Raw genomic sequence first — 25,531 nt, 5'->3', positions numbered from 1 at the left:
TTTGATCAGGCGAAGATAGTCATCATGTAGGCGGCGAACAGCGCCAGGTGGGCGGTGCCGTTCAGCACGTTGGTACGGCCGGTCGAGAACGACAGCTGGCACAGCAGCAGCACCGTCAGCATCACCACGATATGCGGCGTCTGCAGGCCGAAGATCAGCGTTTGCCCGGTCAGGGTGGCGATGATGGTGACCGCCGGTACCGTCAGGGAGATGGTCGCCAGCACCGAGCCGAAGAACAGGTTCATGGCGCGTTGCACCTGGTTGTTCAACACGGCGCGCAGCGCCCCCAGGCCTTCAGGCGACAGGATCAGCAGCGCCACCAGGAAACCGGTGAACTGCGCTGGCGCGTTCATCTTGGTCAGCAGGCCTTCCAGCGGATTGGCGTTGAACTTGGTGACGGCGATAACCGCGATCAGGTGTACGACGAGCCAGGCGGCATGCCAGGCACTGCTGTGGGAAGAGGGCTTGCCGTGATGCGGGTCGCCATCGTCGTCTTCATGCTCGTACACGAACAGACTCTGGTGAGTTTTGGTCTGGATCACCAGGAACACGCCATACATGGCGGCGGAGATCAGCGCGACCAACAGCGCTTGCCCGGTGCTGAAGTTGCCGCCCGGCAGCGCGCTCGGGAACACCAGCACGATCACCGCCAGCGGGAAAATCGCCATCAGATACTGTTTGATGCCGCCCAGGTTGACGTACTGGGTGGCGAACTTGCGCCCGCCGAGCAGCAGCGCGAACCCGACCAGGCCGGCGGAAACGATCATGATGATGGAGTACAGCGTGTCGCGCATCAGCGCCGGTGCGGCGTCGCCGGTGGCCATCAGCGCCGAGATCAGGCTGACCTCGAGGATCACCACCGACAGGCTGAGGATCAGCGAGCCGTAGGGTTCGCCCAACCGGTGGGCGAGCACGTCGGCGTGGCGCACCACGCTGAAGGCGCTGCTGAGGATCCCCACCAGCGCGAGAATGTTGATGCCGACGATCAGCGGAAAGTGAGTGGTGCTGCTCCACAGATTCAACACCACCAGCGCGGCGATGGGGAAGATCAGCGAGTATTCGGTATGGCGAGACTTGGTGGATCGGCCAGGATCGTGTTGCGACTTCATGAGGGTGGCACTCCTTCTCAAACAGCGTAGCCCGTCAGCGCCGGTCGCCGTGATGCGGCAACTCTGCGTTTCCAGTAGGTATTTTATATTAGGATACACCCACGGCGCCGGTGTGATGTTGTTTTTATCTGAGAAAGCAATTGCTTGCTTTATGTGATCAGGGTAACAAAAAAACCGCACGGGGTGCGGTTTTATTTACTTACTTTTACGCAGTAACGCCAATTTTTAACGTTAGATTTGAGAAAAGTCGTGTTTACTCATTTACCACTTGGTTAATCAAGGAAAATGAGACCGTCAGTCATCAATGTTATCCATGATTTCATGCCGTTTATTGTGGTAACCCTCTTCATTTAGCCCTTCACGCCAGTAAGGTACGGCATAAAGGCGATTGCGATCGCATTGGCGTTCACGGCGCAGATATCGACGCAACCCCACCACCAGGCGATCTTCACCGGCGAGCCAGAAGTGCGCTTCGCCCTGCGGCAGGGACTGCGCGCGGAACTGAGCGATCAGTTCCTCGGTTTTCTCCGTGCTGCCGACGATCCAATTGACTTCAACATCGGCGGGTTTTTTCAGGTCAATCACGTCAGCGGTGCTGTCGACGCGGACGAAAGCGCGTCCGGCGCTGTGCGGCGGCAGGTTTTCCAGCAGCGCGGCCAACGCAGGCAGCGAGGAAGGATCGCCCGCCAGGCAGTAGAAATCGGCCGCCGGCAGCATCGGTTTGGGGCCGCCCGGGTTGCTGATGCCGATTTTATCGCCGGCTTTCGCCTGGCGCGCAAAGTCGACCGCCGGTCCCTGGTGATCGTGAATCGCGAATTCGATGTCCACTTCCGCCTGTTCCGGGCGCACCGCGCGAATAGAATAGGTGCGTACGATCGGGCGCACGGCGTCCGCGGCCCAGCGCGGACCGTTTTCGGTCAGCGTCGGCAGATCCGGCTGGGTTTGGCCGGCGAGCGGCAAAAAGACCTTGATGTGCGCAGCGGCGGCGTTGGCCGGGTAGTAGCGCAGATCGGGCGCGGTAAAGGTGATGCGGCGCAGGTGCGGCGTAATGTCCTGTACGGCGCTGACGGCGATCAGGTAGGGGGCGCGTGAGCGAGGGGCTTCGGTAGTCACGGGGATCTCCTTATAGTTCGTTTGGCGGTGAGTATATCATGCCGTTTGATAATGAGAATTGTTTGCTCATTGAGGCGCAACTGCGTGTGAGCTAGGCTTAAGGTTCACGGAATACGCACGGGAGGACGTGATGCCCTATCAAGACACGAACGACTTGCCGGACAATGTGAAGCATGTGCTGCCGGCCCATGCGCAGGCGATCTATAAAGAGGCGTTCAACAGCGCCTGGGAACAATACCGGGATCCTGAAGACCGACGCGGTGACGACAGCCGGGAGGAGACGGCGCACAAGGTGGCCTGGGCGGCGGTCAAGCAAAGCTATCGCAAGGGCGACGATGAGCGTTGGCACAAAAAGTAACGCCTTTATGGCCTGCTAAAATCGCGCAGACGTTATGCTGACCTCGGCAATTAATATTATTGCTGCTCAGTACAAATACTTTTCCACGTTAACGCCGCTTTGCAACTTGATTGCGCGGTGGGAAAAGAATATGGTCATTATTAATCGGCGCGGTTATTGAATTAATAAAATTCCGCACCAAAAAATAAAATTGCAAAGGTTCAGTAGTGGCGAGGGAGGACGAGAAATCGTATTCCCGGGAGGTTGTAACAGTGTTAACGCGAGATTTTCTGCAAAAAGCGGATTGCAAAACCGCCTTTGGCGCTATTGAGGAATCGCTGTTGCTGACGCCTGAGCAGCGCGCAGCCTCGTTGGAGTGCACGTTATCGCGTAGGCCGAATCACAGCCCGGTATGGGTGTTTGGTTACGGTTCGCTGATGTGGAATCCGGTTTTCGAATCGGAAGAAGTGCGGCCTGCCATGCTGCAGGGCTGGCATAGAGCGTTCTGCATGCGTTTGACCGCCGGGCGTGGCACGCTGCATCAGCCGGGGCGCATGCTGGCGCTGAAAGAGGGCGGCCAGACCACCGGATTGGCGTTTCGTCTGCCGGAAGGCAAGCTGCGCGAAGAGCTGGAGCTGCTGTGGAAGCGCGAGATGATCACCGATTGCTATGTGCCGACCTGGTGTGAACTGCAGTTGGATGGCGGAGAGACCGTTACGGCGCTGGTGTTCGTGATGAACGCGCAGCATCCGCTGTTTGAAGCAGACACCAGCCACCAGGTGATCGCGCCATTGATCGCCAGCGCCAGCGGCCCGCTGGGCACCAACGCGCAATACCTGTTTGCGCTGGATAACGAGCTGAAGCACCACGGCATGCAGGATGATTGCATTGGCGATCTGGTGCGCTATGTACAGCAATGGTTGCAGCAGAACCGCCCCGGCGCTTTCGGAGCCGAGGCCACGGCCTGAGGCGTTGGTAATGTGGCAGGCAGCAAAGGGCTCAGCATGTTGAGCCCTTTTTCATATATCTAATACCTCTATTTAATAACTTTATACTGCATGATTATTTAAGGCTTCTTTTTTGTATGGTTATTTATCTCGTTATTTTTAAAGTCATTCATCATTTTCCTCCGTCTTCCCACCCCGAGAGTCACGATAAATAATTCACTTAGTATTAAATTGCATAACTAAAGGTTATTTCTTATTTGTTCAGCCCCGTGGGACTCCGTATCAATAGGGCAAACGCTACCGCAAGAAACAGGGAGACGGGGATGAACTTTCAACAATTAAAAATTATTCGCGAATCGGCGCGCTGCAACTACAACCTGACCGAGGTCGCCAATACCTTATTTACTTCGCAGTCCGGCGTCAGTCGGCATATTCGCGAGCTGGAAGAAGAGCTTGGCATTGAAATATTCATTCGCCGCGGTAAGCGGCTGCTGGGCATGACCGAACCCGGCAAAGAGCTGCTGGTGGTGGCGGAACGCATTCTCAACGACGCCAACAACATCCGTCGCCTGGCGGACGTCTTCAGCAGCAACGATTCGGGGCAGCTGCATATCGCGACGACGCACACCCAGGCGCGCTACAGCCTGCCGGGGGTCATCAAAGAGTTTCGCGCGCTTTACCCGCGGGTGCGGGTGGTGCTCAATCAGGGCAGCCCGGAGGAGATCGTCTCGATGCTGGCCTCCGGCGAAGCCGATATCGGTATCGCCAGCGAACGGCTGATGAGCGACGAATCGCTGGCGGCGTTCCCTTACTATCGCTGGCATCACACCATTTTGGTGCCGGAAGGGCACGAGTTGACGCGCCAGCCGCAGGTGACGCTGGAGATGCTCAGCACCTTGCCGCTGATCACTTACCGCCAGGGCATTACCGGGCGCGCGAAGCTGGATGCGGCGTTCAAAGCGGCGGGCCTGACGCCGGACATCGCGCTTAGCGCGCAGGATTCCGACGTAATTAAAACCTACGTCGAACTGGGATTGGGCGTGGGCGTGCTGGCGGACATGTCGTATGAAAAAGAGCGCGATCGCGGGTTGGTGAGCCTCAACGCCGAGCACCTGTTTGAACCCAATACGGTATGGCTGGGCCTGAAACGCAGTCAGCTGCAGCGTAACTATGCCTGGCGCTTTATCCAACTGTGCAACCCGACGCTGTCGCTGACCGAAATCAAGGACAAGGTCTTCTCGTCGCAGTTGGATGCGGTGATTGACTACCAGATTTAATCGATAAGCGGCAGGCAACGCCTGCCGCGCATTCTGCATCGCCCCCCCTAATAATCAAAATCCCATCTATATACATAAAAAGAATATCTATAGTGATTTAAGTACCTTCAGCTGCCGATCGTGCTCGCATACACTCGCGAAATTATTATAAATTCCATCCGCTTGGAGAGTTTCAGATGAAAGCGCTCGTTCCTTCTTTACTGTTTTTGGCCGTGGCGGCCGGCGTTAACGCGCAGGCGGCGACGCCGGCCAACACGCTGGTGATCGCGCAGTCTATCGATGACGTGGTCAGCTTTGACCCGGCCCAGGGATTTGAGTTAACCACGGTGCAGTCGTTCAACAGCCTGTATCAACGTCTGATCCAGTCCGATCCGCACAACCCTATCGATCTCAAGCCGACCCTGGCCAGCAGCTGGCAGGCCGGCGCCGACAATCGCAGCCTGACTTTCAGCCTGCGCCCGGATGCCAAATTCGCCAGTGGCAATCCACTGCGGCCGGAAGACGTGATCTTCTCGCTTTCACGGGTGGTAAAACTCAATCTGGAACCGTCGTTTATCCTGACGCAGCTGGGTTGGAACGCGAAGAACGTGGAGCAACACCTGAGCAAGGTGGATGACCACCAGGTGAAAATCAGCTGGAGTGAAAACGTCAGCCCGGCCTTCGTGCTCAGCCTGCTGTCGGCGCCGGTATCGTCGATCGTCGACGCCAAAGAGGCGCTGGCGCACCAGCAGGGCGACGATCTGGGGCACCAATGGTTGAACAGCCACTCCGCCGGCAGCGGCCCTTATAAAATCCGCACCTATGTGCCGCACGAAGTGGTGGTGCTGGACGCCAACCCCGGTTCGCCGGAAGGGGCGCCGACGCTGAAAACCATCCTGATCAAAAACGTGCCCGATCCGGCCGCGCGCCGCTTGCTGATCGAACAGGGCGATGCCGATATCGCGCGCAACCTGGGGGCAGACCAGATGGCGGCCTTGAAGGGCAAGCCGGGCGTCAAACCGTTGGCCATTCCTTACGCCTCACTTTATTTCCTGCAGTTCAACGCCAAGGCGTCGCCGGCGCTCGGCAATCCGGCGTTCTGGGAGGCGGCGCGCTGGCTGTTCGATTACAAAGGCATCGCCGACGATCTGCTCAAAGGGCAGTTCCAGAGCCATCAGGCATTCCTGCCGGACGGTTATCTGGGCGCGCTCAAGGATCAGCCGTACAGCTTCAATCCACAGAAAGCCAAAGAAATACTGGCCAAAGCGGGGCTCAGCAACGTCAGTTTCCGTCTGGACGTCAACAACCAGCCGCCGTACCTGGATATCGCCCAGGCGCTGCAGGCCAGCTTTGCCCAGGGCGGCGTGAAGGTCGAACTGGTGCCGGGCATCAGTTCGCAGGTCTCTACCAAGGTGAAAGCGCTTAACTACGATGCGACGCTGACTTCCTGGGGGCCGGATTATTTCGACCCTAACACTAATGCCGCAGCCTTCGCCTACAACCCGGAAGACGGCAGCAAGACGCTGGCCTGGCGCGCCAACTGGCAGATCCCGGCGCTGAGCAAGCTGACGCTGGCCGCCACTGCGGAAAACGACACCGCCAAACGGGTGGCCGATTACCAGCAACTGCAGAAACAGGTGCAGCAAAGCTCGCCGTTCGTCATCGGCCTGCAGGCGCGCAGCCTGATTGCGGTGCGTGACAACCTCAAGGGCTATGTGCAGGGCATCAACCCTGACATGGTGTTCTACAGCAAGGTCAGCAAGTAATGGCCGCTGAAGTGTCCGCCAGCGCCGGGGCTGCCCGGCGGTATTGGCGCTGGGGCGGGCGGCTGCTCGGTGGCGCGCTGTCGCTGGCGCTGACGTTGCTTGGCCTGCTGCTGTTCACCTTCATGCTGTCGCACCTGGCGCCGATCGATCCGGCGCTGCAGGTGGCGGGCGATCACGCCAGTGAAGCCACCTATGCGCAGGTGCGGCACGAGCTGGGGTTGGATCAACCGTTGCCGGTGCAGTTTTGGCGTTACCTGGTGCACCTGGCGCACGGCGATTTGGGCATTTCGCGCATCACCGCCCAGCCGGTGTTGAGCGATCTGCTGCGTACCTTCCCGGCGACGGTGGAGCTGGCCACCTGCGCCATTATCCTCGGCGCCCTCGGCGGCATTACGCTGGCGTTTCTGGCGGTGCTCAAACCGGGCAGTTGGCTGGATAACGCGGCGCGTCTGCTGTCGCTGATCGGTTATTCGGTGCCGATTTTCTGGCTGAGCCTGCTCGGGCTGCTGCTGTTCTACGCCACGCTGCACTGGTCGTCGGGGCCGGGGCGGCTTGACGACATCTACTTGTACAGCATGGAGCCGCGCAGCGGTTTCGTGTTGATCGACAGCTGGCTGTCCGGCGATCGCGAGATGTTCTACAACGCCATCAGCCACCTGTGGCTACCGGTGGTGGCGTTGGCGTTGCTGTCGATGGCGGGCATCACCCGGCTGCTGCGGGCGGCGATGCTGGAAGAATGCAACAAGGAATACGTGACGCTGGCGCGTTCCAAGGGCGCCGGACGCCTGCGCATTCTGCTGCGCCATGTGTTTCCCAACGTGCTGGGCACGCTGATCACCGTGCTGTCTCTCTCCTACGCCAGCCTGCTGGAGGGGGCGGTATTGACCGAAACGGTGTTCGCCTGGCCCGGCGTCGGGCGTTACCTGACCTCGGCGCTGTTTGCCGCCGACACGCCGGCGATCCTCGGCGCCACGCTGCTGATCGGCAGCTGTTTCGTGCTGTTGAATGCGCTGGCCGACGCCTTGACCTATTTAGTGGATCCGCGAACCCGATGAGCCAATATCTCTCTGAACACGAACCGCAAAGCGAACCGGCCGTCGGTTACCGCCGCGGTCGGCGCCTGACCACGCTGACGCTGGGCGCGGCGCTGGTGGCGATTCTGATCGTCACCGCGCTGCTGGCCCCGTGGCTGGCGCCTTTCGATCCCAATCTGCAGCATATCGAGCTGCGGTTATTGCCGCCTTCCGCCGTACATTGGCTGGGCACCGATGGCTTTGGCCGCGATTTGCTCTCCCGCGTGATTTACGGCGCGCGGCCGACGCTGATTCTGGTGTCGCTGATTCTGGTGTTGACCATTCCCATCGGTCTGCTGGTCGGCATTGGCGCCGGTTATCTCGGCGGCTGGGTAGAGCGCATTTTGATGCGCCTGACCGACATTTTCCTGTCGCTGCCGAGCCTGGTGATCGCGCTGGCGTTCGTGGCGGTCATGGGGCCAGGGCTGATGAACGGCGCGCTGGCGCTGGCATTGACCAGTTGGCCGGCCTTTGCCCGCCAGGCGCGGGCCGAAACCCTGGCGCTGCGCCGCAGCGACTACCTGGCGGCGGCGCGTATGCAGGGCATCAACGGGCTGCGGCTGATGGTCGGCCACATTTTGCCTTTATGCCTGCCGAGCGCGGTGGTGCGCGCGGCGCTGAGTCTGGGCGGCATCATCCTGTCCGCCGCTGGTCTGGGGTTCCTCGGCATGGGCGTCGCGCCGCCGACCGCCGAATGGGGCTCGATGGTGGCCGAAGGCAGTAAAGTCATTTTCGACCAATGGTGGGTCGCCGCCGCGCCGGGCGGGGCGATCCTGTTCGCCAGCCTGGCGTTTAACCTGCTGGGCGATGGCCTGCGCGACAAAATGGATCCTCGTCATGGGCACTGATAACACCTTATTGACCATCGAACAGCTGGCGATCGGCGTGCCAGGGCCACAGCCGGTGGCGCTGGTGAAGAATATTTCGTTCAGCATGGGGCGGGAGCGGCTGGCGCTGGTCGGTGAGTCCGGCTCCGGCAAATCGTTGACCGCGCGTGCGCTGATGGGGCTATTGCCGCCGCCGTTGCAGCTGCAGGCGCAGCGCCTGACGCTGGGCGATGAAGACTTAACGCGCCTGAGCGAGCGCCAGTGGAGCCGGCTGCGCGGCGACCGGGTGGCGATGGTGATGCAAGATCCCAAGCATGCGCTGAATCCCAATCAGCCTATCGGCCGTCAGGTGGAGGAGCCGCTGGTGCTGCATGCCAAGCTGAGTCGCGCCGAGCGGCGTGAAAAAGTGCTGGATATGTTGGCGGCGGTGGGCTTGCCCGAGCCGGCGGCGCTGTGCCGCCGCTATCCGCATCAGCTCTCCGGCGGCATGGGGCAACGGGTGATGCTGGCCATTGCATTGATCAACGATCCGCAGTTGCTGATTGCCGACGAACCGACTTCGGCACTGGATCACCAGATGCGCGATCAGGTGCTGCAGCTGATAGACAACCTGGTGGCGCAACGCAATATGGGCCTGATCCTGATCAGCCACGATTTGCAGCAGGTGGCGCGCCACTGCGAGCGGGTACTGGTGATGTACAAAGGCGAGCTGTTGGATCAACTGCCGGCGGCAGCGCTGGCGCAGGCCACGCACCCTTATACCCGCACGCTGTGGGCGTGCCGGCCGAGCCGCGAGACGCGCGGCAAACCGTTGCCGGTGCTGGATCGCGCGCTGTTGGAGACCTTGAAATGAGCGTGATTGCACTGAAAAACCTGAGCGTCAGTCACCGCCAGGGTTATGAACTGCGCACCGTGGTGCATGAGGTTAACCTGCGCATCGAACCGGGCGAGTGTTTCGGGCTGGTGGGGCCTTCCGGCTGCGGCAAGTCCTCGTTGCTGTGGGTGCTGGCCGGGCTGAATGGCAGCTGGCAGGGTGGCTTTGAGTTGCTGGGGCGGCGGCTGCAGCCGGGGCAGGCGTTTACCGGCGAACTGCGGCGCGAGGTGCAAATGGTGTTTCAAGATCCCTATGCTTCGCTACACCCGAAACACCGGCTTTTGCGTACGCTGTCGGAGCCGCTCAAACTGCTGAAGGAAAGCGACATCGAACGTAAAATCAGCGCGGGCTTTCACCAGGTGGGGTTGGATCCGCGCCTGCTGGATCGCTACCCGCATCAGCTGTCGGGCGGCCAGCGGCAGCGCGTGGCGATCGTGCGCGCATTGTTGCTGCGGCCGAAGCTGCTGTTGCTGGATGAACCGACTTCGGCGTTGGACATGTCGGTGCAGGCGGAGATCCTCAACCTGCTCAACGAGCTGAAACAGGCGGGCGATCTGACTATGGTGCTGGTCAGCCACGATGCGGACGTGATCGACCACATGTGCGATCGTTCGGTGGCGATGGCGCACGGCCGCATCATCGTTTGACCCTATGCCCGCCAACGCGGCGGGCATATCCATCGTGGTAATAAATAAAGCAATTTATCGTCGTTCTTCCGTTAATTCTTACCCCCTACACTCGACAAACAGCGCAACCGCGTGATTGTGGAGAGTGTAGCGATGAAACGGTTAATCCCAACCTTATTATATGGCGCGCTGGCGGCCGCTTCCGGTGCGCAGGCCGCTACCCCGCAGGATACCTTGGTGGTGGTCAGTTCGCTGGAGGGCATTATCAGCCTCGATCCGGCGGAGAGCTTTGAAACCGTCAGCTCGGCCAACCTGGTCAACCTCTATCAGCGCCTGGTGGCGCCGGATCGCGCCGCGCCGCAAAAGCTGGCGCCGGACGCCGCAGGCAGTTGGCAAGCGGGCGCCGATGGCCGCAGCCTGACCTTTACCCTGAAAGCGCAGCAACGCTTCGCTTCCGGCAATCCGCTACGGCCCGAAGACGTCATTTTCTCGCTGGTTCGCGCGGTGAAGCTGAACAAGGCGCCGTCGTTTATTCTCGGTGAGTTTGGCTGGACGCCGGATAACGTTGAGCAGCAGTTGAAGAAGGTGGGGGATAACCAGGTGCAACTTCGTTGGCCCGCCAACATCGGCAGCGAGCTGGCGCTGCGGCTGCTGACGGCGAACGTGGCCTCGATCGTGGATGAGAAGCTGCTGCACGAGCACGCACAGCAGGGGGACTACGGCAATGCCTGGCTGCGCAGCCATTCCGCCGGCGGCGGTCCGTATCGGGTAAACAACTATGTGCCGCACGAGGCGCTGCTGTTTGGCCGCAACGACTATGCGCCGTCGCCGGCCCGGCTGAAAACGGTGTTGTTCAAGAACGTCAGTGACGCCGGTACCCGCCGCTTGCTGTTGCTGAAAGGGGATGCCGACGTGGCCTACGATCTGGGCGCCGATCAGTTCGACTCGCTGCGCAATGCGTCTGGTGTGCGCATCGAGCAGGCCGATGCGCCCCGAATCTATTACCTCGGTTTCAACACCGGCAGCAAAGACAACCCGGCGTTGGGCAATCCGGCGCTGTGGCAGGCGGCGCGTTGGCTGGTGGATTATCAGAGCATCGCCGAGCAGTTGCTGAAAGGGCAATATCGCGTGCATCAGGCCTTCTTGCCGGAGGGATTGGACGGTGCGCTCGACGATCGGCCGTTTAAGCTCGACGTGGACAAAGCCAAACAGATCCTGCGCGAGGCCGGCATTGCTGAAGGTACTCGCATCGATCTTATCGTCATCAACCAGCCGCCGTACACCGATATCGCGCAGGCGTTGCAGGCCAGCTTTGCGCAGGCCGGGCTGCGGTTGGATATCCATCCGGTGGTGGAAAGCGATCTGTGGGGCAAGATGCGCGGCCGCGATTTTCAGGCGATCTTCACCTACTGGGGCGCCGACTACCTGGATCCGAACACCAACGCCAGCGCCTTTGCCTACAACGTGCCCGGTGGGCCGAAAACCCTGGCCTGGCGCACCCAGTGGGGCATTCCCGCCATCAGCGCGGAAACGCGTGCCGCGGCCGCAGAGGGCAACAGCGCCGCGCGCAGCGCTCGTTACGTCACGTTGCAACGGGAACTGCAGGCCAGTTCGCCCTATGTGGTCGCGCTGCAGGGGCAAACGCTGGTGGCATTGCGCGACAACGTTGAAGGCGCCCGGCTGGATATCGCCAACAGCATGCTGTATCTGGACCGGGTGAGTAAGTAGCGGCAGCGCCCCGCGCCTGGCCGGGGTTTCTGGCGCGCCAAAGGCCGACAGCGTGTGAAATCGCATGCTGTTGCAACCACGAAGCGCGAGATGTTGTATCAAGGTGAAATAAAATGAAATTTCATAACGTGCTCATGTGACGGTGATAGATTGGCGCTGAAAGGCGGCGTTGTTTACGCCTTTCAGCGCGGTCGTTCGCAATGATGCGGACACATCACGTCAGGAGATATTATGGACAATAACGGAAACGCTTCAGTGGAGCGCGCCGCAACCTTGCTCGCCACCGGTGAGGTTGTGACGCCGGAACAGTTTTATCAGGACAGCGACGGAAGCAACTGGGGGCCGGCGATCAACAAAGCGGCGGCGGCGGCGCTGCAAGCCGGCGGTACGTTGTCCCTGGGCAAACGGGTGTATACGGTCGCCGGGCACGTACTGATTCAGACGACAACGGACATCTACGGCGGCATCGGTTTGCGGGTGGTCGGATTGGGGCGGGCGACCAAAATCGTCAAGACCGCGGACAGCAGTTATACCAATGAACAAGGCGAAACCAAGAAAGCGGTGATCGTGGTGAAAGGCTTCGCCAATCTGACGCTGCACGGCTTGACGTTGCGGGATGATACCGGCGCAGACGATACCCACGGCGTGTGGTTCAGCGATCTCAATATGACGAAGTTTGATATCCGTGACATCTACACCAAGGTTGGCGGTTATTCGCTGTTTGTCTCGGGCGACATGTTCATTAACTGGCTGGTGAACGTGCAGATGGAAGCTAACGCCAATCGCCCGGGCGATGGGGTGCTGTGGATGAACAAGTCCGGCACCACCAATTTTATCGACGGGCTCTACGCCGCTCGCGCCAAAGGCACTGCGTTCAGAATTTCAGGGTTCTACTCTACGGTCGGCTCATTGGCCGCGGATGACTGCATCGGCGATATCTACTATTTCAAAGATTTTAACGGCACGATCAATTCGTTGGGCTGCGAGAACCGCAACACGCAGCGCGCCGCCAATGTCAGCGTGTTGTCCACCAACTTTGCCCAGGGCACGATAGGCAATATCAATATCCAGGACGCGCAGAATGTGGAAAGCGGAGGTGCGCTGTGCCGATTTATCAACGAATCCCGTTGGGATATCGGTCAGTTGAATCTTTACAGCGGTTCCAAGACGCCTTTCCCGGTGGCGATTGCCACCTGCAACAACAATACCGAGGTAACCTTCAGTAACGTCTATAACGGCGGCGTCCCGGTGGCCGGCAAAAGCACCGTCGACGTTACGTCGTTTTTAAGCGGTGTCGAAGCGATGTACAGCCTGGGCGAGCGAGGAATTGCCCCTTATTCCACCAGCAATCATTTGCCGCGCAACATCTCGAAGCAGCCATCGTGGACTTTTTTAGGCACCCTGACCGCGCCGGATCGGCAACCCACAACGCACATTACGCTTCAACAGGGCGTAAGCACCAAGGTGCTGGCGTGCGATTTATATATCACGTTCGATCTGTCTTCGCAGGCGACCGCCTTTGTCGTCAATAAAGGCAGCTATAGCGCGAAAAGCGCCTTTATGTTGCGGCGCACCGGGCCGTTGAGCTGCGAAATATATTACCGCGTCGAGAAAGATTTCGGTTTTGGCAGTTATCAGGTGCAGACTACGCGCGGCAGCTACTGGCGGCCGGACGGCGCTTCGTTGAGCGCGCCCCCCTCCGATGCGTTGGAAATTCGCAGCGATGAGGTGTTATCCACGACCAGACTCGCGGTGATCCAGCCACTGGCCAATCCGGCAACGGCCAGCACGGCAGAAGTAGCCGGGTTGCTCAATCGGCTGATCGAGACGCTGAAGACCTAACCGAACAACGTCTGCGCATTCTGGCCGGCGTCTGTCAACAGCAGCAGCCAGCCGGCCGCCGCCAGGGCGATACCGAAAGGTTGCGGCGCTCGCCAGCCGCGGCGCTGGCGAGCGCCGCGCGCCAATGCCATGCCTAACCCGAACGCTGCCGCCAGACAGACCAACAGCGGCAACAGCGTCCAACCGAGCCAGGCGCCCAGCGCCGCCAGCAGTTTGAAATCGCCCTGGCCGATGCCGTCACGCCGCCGCACCTGACGATAAAGCGCGTTGAGTAGCCACAGCGCCCCGTAACCGGCCGCAGCGCCGATAACTGCGTCGTCCAGCGGCGCCCAGCGAGCGTCAAGATTGCACAGCAGCCCGCCCCACAGCAGCGGCTGGGTTAGCCGGTCCGGCAGCCACCGGTGGCGCCAGTCTAGCCAGGCCAGGGCGATCAGCAGCGCCGCGGCCGGCGGTAACCACAGCCGATGTGCTGTCGGCAGGTCAAAGGGCAGCGCCGCCAACGCCAAACCCAGGGCCGTCAGCAGCAGGCTGCGACGGCGCAATCTCGGCGGGCTGGCGCGCACGGCCGCCGTTCGCTCCAACCGGGTGATGAGCGCGAAGGCGACCACACCTGCCGAAATCAGCGCGGTGAAAAACAGCGCGTGCCAGAGTGAGGAAAGAAACATCAAGACTCCGTCAGTTGTGAAACAGAGGGTTAAAATAACGGCAAAATGCGTATTTCATCGGGGTGAAATGCGGGGGGTTGTGAGGAATGCGCAGTCGTACGCATCGCCACTTTACGTGTTGCAGAGTGATACACTGCCATGCGCGGTGGCGCGCAGCAGCAGGTTGCCGTGCTTTTTATCGGCAAAATCGGTGCTAAAAAGATGTGAATTCACCTGGCGGCCGGAAGGGATCGGTAAATGGCGTAAGTGACGACGTCACTCAGGCTGATTGGGGTTTATCCTATTGTTTCTGCTCGTCAAGCCGTTAGGCTTTAAGAAAGAGGCGTCCCCGCCAGGGCGGGACGTAAGGTTTTTCAGAACTGTCGCGGGAAAGGCGATAGCAAAGCAGTGGGTTGGCGAGATCCAGGAGGGAGAAAAGCCAACGGTGTCATGAAAGACGTGATTCAGGCTGAATTTATCAAGACTCAAAAACGATTTTGGCGCCGTCGCCAAACGGTGTGGCTGGCCGGGCCGCTGATGTGGCTGGCCGGTGCAGCGCCCGTGCGCGCCGAATCCCCGCCGGCGCCGGACGCCGTTATCGTTTCTCAGCAGCAAGCCGCAGATCCGGCCGAGAACTTGCCGGAGCTGGGCGGTGCGTCCGACGATGCCGCGCGCGAGAAGCAGTGGGCCGAGATGGCCAAACAGCTGGGTGAAAAAGAGTTGAACAACGTTTCACGTCAGCAGATGCGCAGCCGCGCCGAGGATTATTTGTTGGGCCAGGCGACCGACACGCTGCAGCAGCAGGCGCAGGAACTGTTGTCGCCGCTGGGCACCGCGCGGCTATCGCTGAAAATGACCGGGGAGGGTGACTTTACCGGCAGTAACGGGCAGTTATTCAGTCCGTTGTACGACGTCGACGGATTGCTGACCTACAGCCAGATCGGCTGGCTGCAGCAAAGCGCCGGGGCGCTCGGCAATTTTGCGCTGGGGCAACGCTGGATCGCCGGCGACTGGCTGCTGGGGTACAACACGGCGCTCGACAGCGATTTCGCTCGGCAGCGCAATCGTGGCAGCGTCGGTGCGGAAGCCTGGGGTGATTACCTGCGTTTCTCCACCAACTATTACTACCCGCTGTCGGCGCTGTCGCAACAGCCCGGCGATGGGGTATTTTTCAGCCGTCCGGCGCGCGGTTACGACATCACGACGCAAGGCTACCTGCCGTTTTATCGCCAGATCGGCGGTTCGCTCAGCTATGAGCAGTATCTGGGCGATAATGTCGATCTGTTCGGCAGCGGCAAAAAACAAAACGATCCGCGCGCGATGCAGCTGGGGCTCAATTACACGCCGGTGCCGCTGGTGACGATGAAGGCGCTGCATAAGATCGGCGCGGGCGGGCAGAGTCAGGATCAGGTCGAACTGGCGCTGAGCTATCGGCTCGGGGTGCCGCTGGTGAAGCAGATTTCGCCGGAGTATGTAGCGCAAGCCAAGTCGCTGCGCGGCAGCCGCTACGATCCTATCGAACGCAAGAACGTACCGGTGCTGGAGTTCCGTCAGCGCAAGACGCTGCAGGTGTTCCTGGCCACGCCGCCGTGGAGCCTGCAGGCGGGGGAAACCGTGCCGCTGGTGCTGGAAATCAAGGCGTTGAACGGTATCGCTCACGTCAGTTGGCAGGGGGATACGCAGGCGCTGAGCCTGACGCCGCCGCATAACGCCAACGATCCGCAGGGCTGGACGGCGATCGTGCCGCCGTGGGACGACGCGCCGGGTGCCGCCAACAGCTACCGGCTATCGGTCACGCTGGAAGACGATAAACAGCAGCGCGTGACGTCCAACTGGATAGAGCTGAAAGTGGCGCCGCCGCTGACGGCGACCGCCGGTGATGATGCGGGCCTGCCGCCGATCAAAACCCTGACGCCGCCGCCGATCCCGGCGCAAACCGGGCCGCTGTACGACGGCGATTAACCGTTTTTACCCTGCAGTACCCATACGGCGGCCTCGACGCGGGATTTTAGCTTCATCTTTTTCAGTAGGTGTTTGACGTGTACCTTGACGGTGCTTTCGGTGATGGTCAGGCGGCGGGCGATCAGCTTGTTCGGCAGCCCTTGGGCGATCAGCTTCAGGATATCCCGTTCGCGCGGCGTCAGTTGCTGAATATCGCGATCGGCGCTGGGGCGGTTTTCCCGCAGGCTGGCGGCGAGGATCGGCGTCAGCGTTTCGCTCAGCACCATCTGCCCGGCCGCCGCCTGATGCAGCGCCTTCAGCAGATCCTCCGGCTCCATGTCTTTCAACAGATAGCCGTCGGCGCCGCGTTTGAGCGCGCTGACGACGTCGTCTTCATGGTTGGACACGCTGAACACCACGACGCGCCCCGACAGGTCGGTTTGGCGCAGGCGATCCAGCGTTTCCAGCCCGTTGATGCCGGGCATGTTCAGGTCGAGCAGGATCAGATCCGGATCGTGCTGCTCCGCGAGCGTGACCCCTTGTTCACCGTTGCTGGCTTCGGCGATGACCTGCAGGCGAGCGTCCATGCCAATCAGCTGTTTTACGCCGTTGCGCAGCATCGGGTGGTCGTCGATCAGTAAGATTGTGGCGGCGGTTTCTGTCGTCATGGTGTCTCCGTTAGTCGATGGCGTGGTTATCCGGCGTGAAGCTGACCCGCACCTCGGTGCCGCCGCCGCTGCGCGGTAAAATGTCGCAGCGGCCGTGCAGGCTCTTGGCGCGATCGCGCATGATGATCAAGCCGTAATGATCGGGGCGAGACGTCTCGGGCGGCAGGCCGCGTCCGTTGTCGCATACGCTCAGGGTCACTTCGCCCCGTTTATTGATGACCTGAATGCTCACCTCGCTGGCGGCGGCGTGCTTAAGGATATTGCTGAGCGCCTCGCGGGCGATCTGCAGCAGGTGAATGGCCTGGTAGGCCGGCACCGTGCGTGGCCCCAACTGGTAATCGAGGCTGATGTTCAGGCCCAGTTTGGGATTGAACTCCGCTACCGTCGATTGCAGTGCCGCCAGCAGGCCCGGTTCGGTCAGTTGCAGGCGGAAGGTGGTCAGCAGCTCGCGCAGCTGGCGATAAGCGCCGTTCAGCTCTTCGCGCATCTGTTGGACCAGCGCCTGGCTGGCGGAGGAGAGCGTTTCGCCCTGCATCTGCAGGCAGGCGATTTGCATTTTCAGGCAGGAAAGCGATTGGGCGATGGAGTCGTGCAGCTCGCGGGCGATCGCCGCCCGTTCTTCCATCAGCATCAGCTGCTGCTGGTGGTCGACCTGACGCTCGATGGCCAGCACGCTGGTCAGCTGCTCCACCAGGGTGTTGATCAGCTGGCGGTGCTCATCGTTCAGCGGCTGTTGCGGCGCATGCTGCGCCACGATCACGCCGTAGTCGCCAAGCTTGTCGCTCAGGCTCCAGCTCAGCGACGGATTGTCGGGATGCTGTCGGTCGCTGTCGTTCAGACAGGCGCTGCACACCGGATTATGGCAATGCTCCGGCCGCAACGGCTGGTTGCCGCTCAACTGCAGCAGCGGTTCCCGGCTGTCGTTTTCATACAACCGCACCTGAATGGCGCGCAGCGGCGTCAGGGTTTGCAGTTGGTTGAGCAGCGGCGTCAGGCGGCTGCACAGCGGCTCGCTGGCGTGCAGCAGGCGGCTGGCGCGATAGAGGAAGCTCAGCACCTGATTTTTCTGCTGCAGGTCGGCGGTTTTCTCGGCCACGCGCTGCTCCAGCCCGCTGTAGGTGGCCGACAGTTCGTCGGACATGGTGTTCAACGCGCCGCCGAGCGACGCCATTTCATCCTGGTGGCCGCGCTGCGCGAAGCGCCGGCTAAAGTCGCCGCGGCCCACCGCCAACGCCATCTCCACCAGCTGTCGCCACGGATGCAGCAACCGGCGGCGCAGGTAGCAGGTGGTGCCGATCAGCAGCAGCAGGGTCAGCGCGATGAAGCCGGCCTGCACCAGCGTTACCATCAGCAGGCGGCGCTCGGTTTGCCTGTCGATATCCGAGACCAGCTTATCCAGCAGTTGCACGAAGTGCGCCACCTGTGGCGCGGCGTCGGCCGGGCGTTGCGCGCTGCGCAGGCGCGGTTGCAGAGTCTGTTGCCAATAGTCGCGCAGGGCGTCGAAAGGTTGCGTCAACCCTTCCTGTTCCACCGAACGCTGCAGATCGGGGCTGTTTTCGTCGCGCTCCAGTTCGCGGATCAACGCTTCATGCCGTTCATCCAGCGGCACCTGCGCCAGCAGACGGTAGCTTTGCATACGCAGCGAGCCGGCCTTGTTGATGGCGTGCGCGTTGCCCTGAATGCTTTGCGACATCCAGGCGGAAATCCCCATGCCGGCCACGCCCAGAATGCCCGACAGCAACATCAACAGGGCGACCTGATTCACGATCGAAAGCGGGGCCAACAGGCGTTTCATAAGCACGGATTCCTGGCGTTTGGCGCCGCTGAAGCTCAGGGGCGAAGGCGGCGACGGGATAAACAAGTAACGATTCAGCTGTATTTTTGATTATCCCTGAGCATAACCCCATACCTCGAATGAAGTACCCATTAGTTTCCGACGGGGGGGCAGGACGATAAAAGTGATGCGGATTTTATTTTTAATCCGTTGATTTGAATGTATTTAATTTTTAATTGTGGCGTACCCCTAAGGGGATGAGGGCGCTATTTGCGCCGCCAACTACTTGCATTCGGGTTGATATACATCAACTTTGCCGCCGGGGCCGCCCCCTAGGGTGTGCGGAATGATCCCCCGTGTCTGAGGTTTTTTATGTCGCAACTTGCAACGCCTTCATCAAAGAAAACCGGTGCGCTGATTCAGGACTGGCGTCCTGAAGACAGCGCCTTTTGGCAGCAGCGTGGCCATCGCATCGCCACCCGCAACCTGTGGATTTCCATTCCCTGCCTGCTGCTGGCCTTCTGCGTCTGGATGCTGTTCAGCGCCGTCGCGGTCAACCTGAACAAGGTGGGCTTCAACTTCACCACCGACCAGCTGTTCCTCCTGACGGCGTTGCCGTCGGTGTCGGGCGCTATTTTACGCGTGCCGTATTCATTCGTGATCCCGCTGTTTGGTGGCCGCCGCTGGACCGCCATCAGCACCTGCTTCCTGCTGGTGCCGTGCCTGTGGCTAGGGTTTGCGGTGCAGGACAGCAGCACGCCGTACAGCGTGTTCGTCATCATTTCTCTGCTGTGCGGTTTCGCCGGCGCCAACTTTGCCTCCAGCATGGCCAACATCAGCTTCTTCTTCCCGAAAGCGCGCCAGGGCGGTGCGTTGGGGCTCAACGGCGGGTTGGGAAATCTGGGCGTCAGCGTTATGCAGCTGGTCGCGCCGCTGGCGATTTCTTTCAGCCTGTTCGGCCTGTTTGGTGGCACGGCGCAAAATCAGGCAGAGGGGGGGCAGCTGTGGCTGGAAAACGCCGCCTGGATCTGGGTGCCGTTCCTGCTGGTTGCCACCCTCGCGGCCTGGTTCGGCATGAACGATCTGGCGGCGGCCAAGGCATCGCTGCGCCAGCAGCTGCCGGTGCTCAAGCGTGGGCATTTGTGGATGCTGAGTTTGCTGTATCTCGCGACCTTCGGTTCTTTCATCGGTTTCTCCGCCGGTTTCGCCATGCTGTCGAAGACGCAATTTCCGGACATCGTGATCCTGCATTACGCATTCTTCGGGCCGTTCCTCGGTGCGCTGGCACGGCCGGTCGGCGGCGCGCTGTCTGACCGTTTCGGCGGCGTGCGGGTGACGTTGATCAACTTTGTGGTGATGGCCGTGTTCGCCGCGTTGTTGTTCCTGACCTTACCGACGGCGGGTGAGGGCGGTTCTTTCATCGCCTTCTACGGCATCTTTATGGTGTTGTTCCTCACGGCGGGGCTGGGCAGCGGGTCGACTTTCCAAATGATCGCCGTCATTTTCCGTAAAATCACGGTCGATCGCGTGAAAGCGGCCGGCGGCAGTGATGAGAGCGCGCAGCGTGAAGCGGTGACGGACTCCGCCGCCGCATTGGGCTTTATCTCGGCGATCGGCGCTGCCGGCGGCTTCTTTATTCCCCAGGCATTCGGTACCTCGCTGGCGCTGACCGGTTCGCCGGCGGGGGCAATGAAAGTATTCCTGGTGTTTTATATCCTGTGTGTGGTCATCACCTGGGCGGTGTATGGCCGCAAGAAAAAGGCCTGAGTATCACACTGCTTTCTCAATCCCTCCCGACAGGGGAGGGATATTTCGCTCATTCCGAGTCATCTCTCCTTGCTTCCTCAGTGAAATTTTCTGTCTTTAGGTAAAATTCTCATCTCCGCTTGCCGTTTTTTTCTTTTTTTATAGCACTATCTCTCAATGTGGGAATATTTTCGCCAAAACGGATTATATTATTTGCACGCTTTTTCCGTTTTATTGAGAGTATTCTTACATTAAGGCGCTAATGTCTTTCCGAAGATTAAATGAAATTTTCGGGAGGGGAAGGCATAATTAGTGCGATTGTTATAAAATCAGTAATAGGCTTTTGTCTTAGATGCTGCACACACCGAGTGGAATGTGTCACGGGGTTAAATCAGATAACTCTCATTCTGTTTTTTTCGGCTTTTTGTAGTCTATCTGACAATCAGATTAGGTGGAAAAACACAATGAATTCACGGATAAGAATGAAATTTCACAATTTCATTCGATTAACAATTGAACGATGCCGCTAATTTTTTCTTTTTAAATCAATGAGGTGGTCATTTGAGCTTTACGGTAGCCATGAAAGAAATCCATGTTGCCAACAGGGAAAAAGAGTCATTTGGATAAACGGAACATCCTTAATAAGGCCTAATGTAAAAAATGAAATCAGAAAATTTTTATAAAGGCCAATATCCGATGAATGCAACCTGTTGAGTTTACATTTAATTTCTTGAACATTTTTTGATATTTCTATACAAAGTGTGCAGGACAGGCACGCTAAGGAAATTAAAAGTGAATCTTGATAAAAGAATAAAGATTAGGAATCTCGATGTTCTGACTCCTGCCGGGGAGAAATTTCGTCTGCGTTGGAAGGAGTATCAAATTCTTTCGCTGCTTGTCGCCAGATCACCAGAACTGGTTACCCGAACGGAAATTATAGAAAATATCTGGAAAGGAACTTACTGCTCAGATTCAACGATAAATCAAACAATTAAATCTATTCGCCAAAAAATTAGCGACACGGAACATACGCTTATCAGAACCATTCCTCGCTTGGGTTACAAGGTGGAAAATCAAGCGGCTTTTCACTTTATATCCGAGGATGAAGACTACGCTGATGATGATATATTAAATGGCGGTGAAGATATTAGCGTTGATATTCAAGCGGAACTTTCTGAAAGTGAAAATGAGTCGTCTGAAACAAACGATGAAAAAATAGATAAGCCGCGTAAATCGACGCTGGTTGCTGCGCCTGTTGCTACGGTAGCGTCATCCCATGAACCCACTCGTGAAAAAAAACCGACGACGGTGCGTCGCTTTTTCAGCATGCCCGCCAGTCGCATAGTGAAATACCTGACGGTATTCGCTTCATTGCTGGTTATTTCACATTTTTCATATGTGCTCGGCAACCAAACTCGTCCGCCAGTGATCAATGACATTCAGAACAACACGCGCGTGGTGTTGACGCTGACGCTGAATAATCCTCATACCAACAGCCCGCAAACCCTGTTCTGCCTGTACCAGGGCGAGAGCATGGAGCAGGCGACCATCGAATGTGTCGACCCTAAGCAAGGGCAGCTTAAATTGCCGGTAAAATATGAGACCTCTTCGACGCCGGGCAAAGGTCGGATTAATCTCATATTGCCGAATAAAGCCTTGCAATATCAAGTTGCTTACGATGTTAAAAATTAGTGCTGAATGAGGTTTTATCTTTAGCGATAATTTTACATTTGATGAAATCTTTTATTTCATTATTTGTTATTTGAAAGCCAGGTTCGATTTGTCCAGTCTGGAACTCATTACCTAACGCATATTAGCGTCCTGTTTCCATCGCGGTGACAGGAATAATGAGAACCTGCTGAGTGACAAATTATGGATAAGCGTAAAGTAGCTATTATCGGGGGTTCCGGTTTTATCGGAACACGCCTGGCGAAACGTCTCAGTGCGCGCGATGATCTGACGTTGGTCATCGTGGATAAGCAACCCAGCGCACATTTTCCGGCGCTCTATCAGTATGGCGACGTGACGCAACCCCAGACCTTGCAAGAACCGCTGGCGGGCTGCGACGCCATCATTAATCTGGCGGCGGAGCATCAGGACAACGTCGATCCCATTTCGCTCTATTACCAGGTCAATGTCGAAGGCGCACGCCATGTCTGCATGACCGCCTCCGCATTGAATATCCACCAAGTCATTTTCACGTCGTCGGTTGCCGTTTATGGGTTCGTCAAGCAGGAAACCGGCGAAGAAGGACGTTTCGAGCCTTTCAACCATTACGGCAAGTCCAAGCTCGAGGCGGAATACGTCTATGAAGCCTGGCGCAAGGCCGACGCCGAAAATAAATTGACCATCATCCGCCCGACGGTGGTGTTCGGCGAAGGCAACCGTGGCAACGTGTATAACCTGTTCCGCCAGATCGCCAGCGGACGTTTCGTGATGATTGGCAGCGGAAATAATATGAAGTCGATGGCTTACGTTGAAAATATTGCCGCGCGGCTGGAACATGCGTTGGATCAACAGTCAAGTTATCAGGTCAGCAACTACGTCGATAAACCGGACTTTACGATGAATCAACTGGTCGACGTTATTTCCTCTTCATTGGGGAGGGAAAATAAGACGATTCGCATTCCCTATGCCGTAGGCATATGCGGTGCAACCGCATTGGATGTCGTGAGTAAAATAAGTCGCAAGAAATTCCCAATCAGTCGCGTCAGGGTGCAGAAATTCTGCGCCAGAACGCAATTTAAAAGTAATGTGCAAAATAATTTCGTGGCGCCGGTTGACCTTGATTCGGCAATCGAAAGAACCATTAAACATGAGTTTTCTGATAGATAACTTAACCGCACGCTGACGTTATTTAATTATTTCCGCCGACAAGCGGATAAATCTGTATTTTTCAGGATTAATTCATGCTGACTTATATCCTGGCAGGATCAATTTTGTTTTTGTTAATAGCGCATTGGGAGCTGTAACTCAAGGGCGGTAGCGTGCTTATTCGCTGGAGGAACGATGTTATATCAACTGAGCGTGATATTTGTACTGGCGGTCGCGTGGGTCCTTATTGCCCGCCGGGCCGCCTTGACGGTGGGATTAGTGGATAAGCCCAATGCGCGCAAGCAACATCTGGGACATATTCCGCTGGTCGGCGGCATCGCCGTGTACCTGACGCTGATGCTGATGACGCTGTGGCAACCCGCCTGGCTGCCCGACAGCACCGTCTATCTGCTGTGCATCACGGCGCTGGTGGTGTTGGGCGTGCTGGATGACCGCTTTGATCTGCCCGTGGCGCCGCGCGTCATGGTGCAGGGAGGGATCGCGCTGGCGATGATGCTGGCGGCAGGGATGCAGCTTTCCTCATTGGGCTATGTTTGGGGGCATCAGGAAGTGATGCTCGGTTATGGCGCGTTGTTACTCACGCCGCTGGCGGTATGGGGAGCGATCAACGCCTACAACATGGTGGATGGCATCGACGGGCAACTGGGCGCCTTGTCCTGCGTTACCTTCGTCGCGTTGGCTATCGTGTTCGGATTGGGCGGCCGGGAAGACCTGGCGCTGTGGTGTCTGGGCATGATCGTCGCGCTGGCGGCTTATCTGCTGTTCAACCTGAGCTTGTTCGGCGTGCGTAACAAGATCTTTATGGGCGACGCCGGCAGCATGGTGATCGGCTTCAGCGTGCTGTGGCTGGTGTTGCTGGCGACGCAGGGGCAGCAGGCGGTAATGCGCCCGGTCACCGCGCTGTGGCTGATCGCCATTCCGCTGATGGACATGGTAACCGTGATGGTGCGCCGCCTGTTGCGCCGCCAAAGCCCCTTCAAAGCGGGCCGCGATCATTTGCACCATATTCTGATGCGTCGCGGGCTCAATGCGCGTCAGGCACTGGCGATGAGCACCATGCTGGCGGTAACGCTGGCCTGCATCGGCATTTGCAGTGAAGTGTTGCAGCTGCGGGAAAGCCAGATGCTGGTGGCCTTTTTGTTCTGTTTTTGCGGTTATTTCGTCATGTTGCGCGAACCGCGTCAGGCGACGGTGTTCAGCGATAATCCGACCGTCGGCCGTTAATCCCCCCACGGGCTGCGGCGGCAGCCCGTTTATCACGGTACTTCCATGAATTTTCATTTGCCTCTTTTGATGCCGTTGGCCTTCACCTCCGCGCTGTTGAGCGGGTGTACGGTGGTCCCCGGCTCACATTTACCGACCAGCGGAAAAGCCATCGTCGTGCAGCAGGACGACGACTTCGATTTGAATGACCAGGTACAGGTCTACCGTATGTCGCCGATGCTGCTGCAGAAAATGCGGCGCGTAGAACCGGTCGCCCGACCGAATCCGGCGCTGGATCAGCGGTTGCAGAGCTATCAATACCGCATCGGCGTCGGCGACGTGTTGAATGTCACCGTCTGGGACCACCCCGAGTTGACCACGCCGGCCGGCCAGTACCGCAGCGCCAGCGACACCGGTAACTGGGTGCATGCGGATGGCACGATCTTCTATCCCTATATCGGGCGAGTGGCGGTGGTGGGCAAGACCGTCACCGAAGTGCGCAGCCTGATCGCCGGCCGTCTCGCGCAGTACGTGGAAAGCCCGCAGGTGGACGTCAGCATCGCCGCTTTCCGTTCGCAGAAGGCTTACGTGACCGGCGAAGTGAAAACCTCCGGCCAGCAGGCGATCACCAACGTGCCGTTGACCATTCTGGACGCGATCAACGCCGCCGGCGGCCTGACGGACAATGCCGACTGGCGCAACGTGGTGCTGACCCATCAGGGCAAAGAGCGGGTTATCTCGCTGCAGGCGCTGATGCAGCGCGGCGACATCAGCCAGAACGCGCTGCTGCAGCCGGGCGACATCCTCTACATCCCGCGCAATGACGAACTGAAAGTGTTCGTGATGGGCGAGGTGGGCAAGCAAGCGACGCTGAAGATGGATCGCAGCGGCATGACCCTGACCGAAGCCCTCGGATCGTCCGAAGGGATCAGCCAGACGGTGGCGGATGCGACCGGGGTGTTCGTGATCCGGCCGAGCGGCGGTAAAACGCCGCAGCGGCTGGCGACGCTGTATCAGTTCGATCTCTCCGACGCCAGCGCGCTGGCGATGGGCGCAGAATTTCAACTGCAGCCGTACGACGTCGTGTACGTCACTGCGGCGCCGGTCGCGCGCTGGAACCGTTTGATCGGTCAGCTGGTGCCGACCATCAGCAGCTTTAACGATCTCAGCGAGGCGACCTTGCGCGTGCGCAATTGGTAACTCCGCAGAGTGAATAAGGAAC

General features: G+C 58.7%; 21 protein-coding genes. 16 read left to right on the top strand and 5 right to left on the bottom strand.

The window, feature by feature from the left end:
• Positions 1 to 5: 5 nt before the first annotated feature.
• A complete protein-coding gene (gene chaA / locus QDT79_RS18895; protein ID WP_063990237.1) occupies positions 6 to 1,109 on the bottom strand; it encodes a sodium-potassium/proton antiporter ChaA in 1,104 nt (367 codons plus the stop codon).
• A 294-nt stretch (positions 1,110 to 1,403) separates the two neighbouring features.
• Entirely contained in the window at positions 1,404 to 2,222 is an 819-nt protein-coding gene (locus tag QDT79_RS18890) for a siderophore-interacting protein (protein ID WP_063990236.1), read from the bottom strand.
• A gap of 130 nt (positions 2,223 to 2,352) precedes the next feature.
• Here QDT79_RS18890 and chaB point away from each other — a divergent pair, with 130 nt between their 5' ends.
• The 10 genes from chaB (at position 2,353) to QDT79_RS18840 (ending at position 13,498) form a co-directional block, all read left to right on the top strand.
• Positions 2,353 to 2,580, top strand: a complete 228-nt coding sequence (gene chaB / locus QDT79_RS18885; protein ID WP_063990235.1) for a putative cation transport regulator ChaB — start codon at positions 2,353 to 2,355, stop codon at positions 2,578 to 2,580.
• Between the two features lie 251 nt (positions 2,581 to 2,831).
• Positions 2,832 to 3,527, top strand: a complete 696-nt coding sequence (locus tag QDT79_RS18880; protein ID WP_063990234.1) for a gamma-glutamylcyclotransferase — start codon at positions 2,832 to 2,834, stop codon at positions 3,525 to 3,527.
• Between the two features lie 302 nt (positions 3,528 to 3,829).
• Complete coding sequence (cbl, locus tag QDT79_RS18875; RefSeq protein ID WP_308316914.1) at positions 3,830 to 4,783, top strand: HTH-type transcriptional regulator Cbl; 954 nt, start codon at positions 3,830 to 3,832, stop codon at positions 4,781 to 4,783.
• A 176-nt stretch (positions 4,784 to 4,959) separates the two neighbouring features.
• The gene (locus QDT79_RS18870; RefSeq protein WP_107226369.1) at positions 4,960 to 6,528 is read left to right on the top strand and encodes an ABC transporter substrate-binding protein; all 1,569 of its coding nucleotides are present in this window, start codon (positions 4,960 to 4,962) and stop codon (positions 6,526 to 6,528) included.
• Positions 6,528 to 7,583 carry an ABC transporter permease gene (locus tag QDT79_RS18865; protein WP_107226368.1) on the top strand — a complete coding sequence of 352 codons (1,056 nt, stop codon included), beginning with the start codon at positions 6,528 to 6,530 and terminating at the stop codon, positions 7,581 to 7,583. The genes QDT79_RS18870 and QDT79_RS18865 overlap by 1 nt, the downstream gene beginning before the upstream one ends.
• On the top strand, positions 7,580 to 8,449 hold the full coding sequence (locus QDT79_RS18860) for an ABC transporter permease (protein WP_049202024.1): 870 nt from the start codon (positions 7,580 to 7,582) through the stop codon (positions 8,447 to 8,449). Before QDT79_RS18865 ends, QDT79_RS18860 begins: the two co-directional genes overlap by 4 nt.
• Positions 8,439 to 9,281 carry an ABC transporter ATP-binding protein gene (locus tag QDT79_RS18855; protein ID WP_308316913.1) on the top strand — a complete coding sequence of 281 codons (843 nt, stop codon included), beginning with the start codon at positions 8,439 to 8,441 and terminating at the stop codon, positions 9,279 to 9,281. Before QDT79_RS18860 ends, QDT79_RS18855 begins: the two co-directional genes overlap by 11 nt.
• Complete coding sequence (locus tag QDT79_RS18850; RefSeq protein WP_063990230.1) at positions 9,278 to 9,949, top strand: ABC transporter ATP-binding protein; 672 nt, start codon at positions 9,278 to 9,280, stop codon at positions 9,947 to 9,949. The genes QDT79_RS18855 and QDT79_RS18850 overlap by 4 nt, the downstream gene beginning before the upstream one ends.
• A gap of 132 nt (positions 9,950 to 10,081) precedes the next feature.
• Positions 10,082 to 11,656, top strand: coding sequence for an ABC transporter substrate-binding protein (locus QDT79_RS18845; protein ID WP_308316912.1), 1,575 nt, complete (start codon positions 10,082 to 10,084; stop codon positions 11,654 to 11,656).
• A gap of 231 nt (positions 11,657 to 11,887) precedes the next feature.
• Positions 11,888 to 13,498 (top strand): hypothetical protein, encoded by a 1,611-nt coding sequence (locus tag QDT79_RS18840; RefSeq protein ID WP_063990228.1) that lies wholly within the window; start codon positions 11,888 to 11,890, stop codon positions 13,496 to 13,498.
• Here the strand turns inward: QDT79_RS18840 and QDT79_RS18835 are convergent.
• On the bottom strand, positions 13,495 to 14,163 hold the full coding sequence (locus QDT79_RS18835; RefSeq protein ID WP_308316911.1) for a prepilin peptidase: 669 nt from the start codon (positions 14,161 to 14,163) through the stop codon (positions 13,495 to 13,497). The genes QDT79_RS18840 and QDT79_RS18835 overlap by 4 nt on opposite strands.
• A gap of 429 nt (positions 14,164 to 14,592) precedes the next feature.
• On the opposite strand from QDT79_RS18835, the gene QDT79_RS18830 reads away from it, so the two are divergent.
• A complete protein-coding gene (locus QDT79_RS18830; protein ID WP_308316910.1) occupies positions 14,593 to 16,104 on the top strand; it encodes a YchO/YchP family invasin in 1,512 nt (503 codons plus the stop codon).
• Here QDT79_RS18830 and narL read toward each other — a convergent pair.
• Complete coding sequence (gene narL / locus QDT79_RS18825) at positions 16,101 to 16,751, bottom strand: two-component system response regulator NarL (RefSeq protein ID WP_016927346.1); 651 nt, start codon at positions 16,749 to 16,751, stop codon at positions 16,101 to 16,103. The two genes, QDT79_RS18830 and narL, sit on opposite strands and share 4 nt — an antisense overlap.
• Before the next feature lie 10 nt (positions 16,752 to 16,761).
• Positions 16,762 to 18,546 (bottom strand): nitrate/nitrite two-component system sensor histidine kinase NarX, encoded by a 1,785-nt coding sequence (gene narX / locus QDT79_RS18820; protein ID WP_308316909.1) that lies wholly within the window; start codon positions 18,544 to 18,546, stop codon positions 16,762 to 16,764.
• 351 nt (positions 18,547 to 18,897) lie between these two features.
• Between narX and QDT79_RS18815 the strand changes: the two genes are divergently transcribed.
• The 5 genes from QDT79_RS18815 (at position 18,898) to QDT79_RS18795 (ending at position 25,509) form a co-directional block, all read left to right on the top strand.
• Positions 18,898 to 20,292, top strand: coding sequence for a NarK family nitrate/nitrite MFS transporter (locus tag QDT79_RS18815; protein WP_130018242.1), 1,395 nt, complete (start codon positions 18,898 to 18,900; stop codon positions 20,290 to 20,292).
• Positions 20,293 to 21,063: 771 nt separating this feature from the next.
• The gene (locus QDT79_RS18810; RefSeq protein ID WP_308316908.1) at positions 21,064 to 21,963 is read left to right on the top strand and encodes a winged helix-turn-helix domain-containing protein; all 900 of its coding nucleotides are present in this window, start codon (positions 21,064 to 21,066) and stop codon (positions 21,961 to 21,963) included.
• Between the two features lie 180 nt (positions 21,964 to 22,143).
• Positions 22,144 to 23,106 (top strand): NAD-dependent epimerase/dehydratase family protein, encoded by a 963-nt coding sequence (locus tag QDT79_RS18805; protein ID WP_063990224.1) that lies wholly within the window; start codon positions 22,144 to 22,146, stop codon positions 23,104 to 23,106.
• A gap of 174 nt (positions 23,107 to 23,280) precedes the next feature.
• Positions 23,281 to 24,330, top strand: coding sequence for a UDP-N-acetylglucosamine--undecaprenyl-phosphate N-acetylglucosaminephosphotransferase (gene wecA / locus QDT79_RS18800; RefSeq protein WP_308316907.1), 1,050 nt, complete (start codon positions 23,281 to 23,283; stop codon positions 24,328 to 24,330).
• A gap of 45 nt (positions 24,331 to 24,375) precedes the next feature.
• Entirely contained in the window at positions 24,376 to 25,509 is a 1,134-nt protein-coding gene (locus QDT79_RS18795) for a polysaccharide export protein (protein ID WP_063990222.1), read from the top strand.
• The last annotated feature ends 22 nt before the right edge of the window (positions 25,510 to 25,531 follow it).

This window comes from Serratia marcescens (assembly GCF_029846115.1).
GTDB lineage: Bacteria > Pseudomonadota > Gammaproteobacteria > Enterobacterales > Enterobacteriaceae > Serratia > Serratia marcescens_L.
Note: the sequence above shows the minus strand (reverse complement) of the source record. Positions and strands in the feature narration are given on the sequence as shown.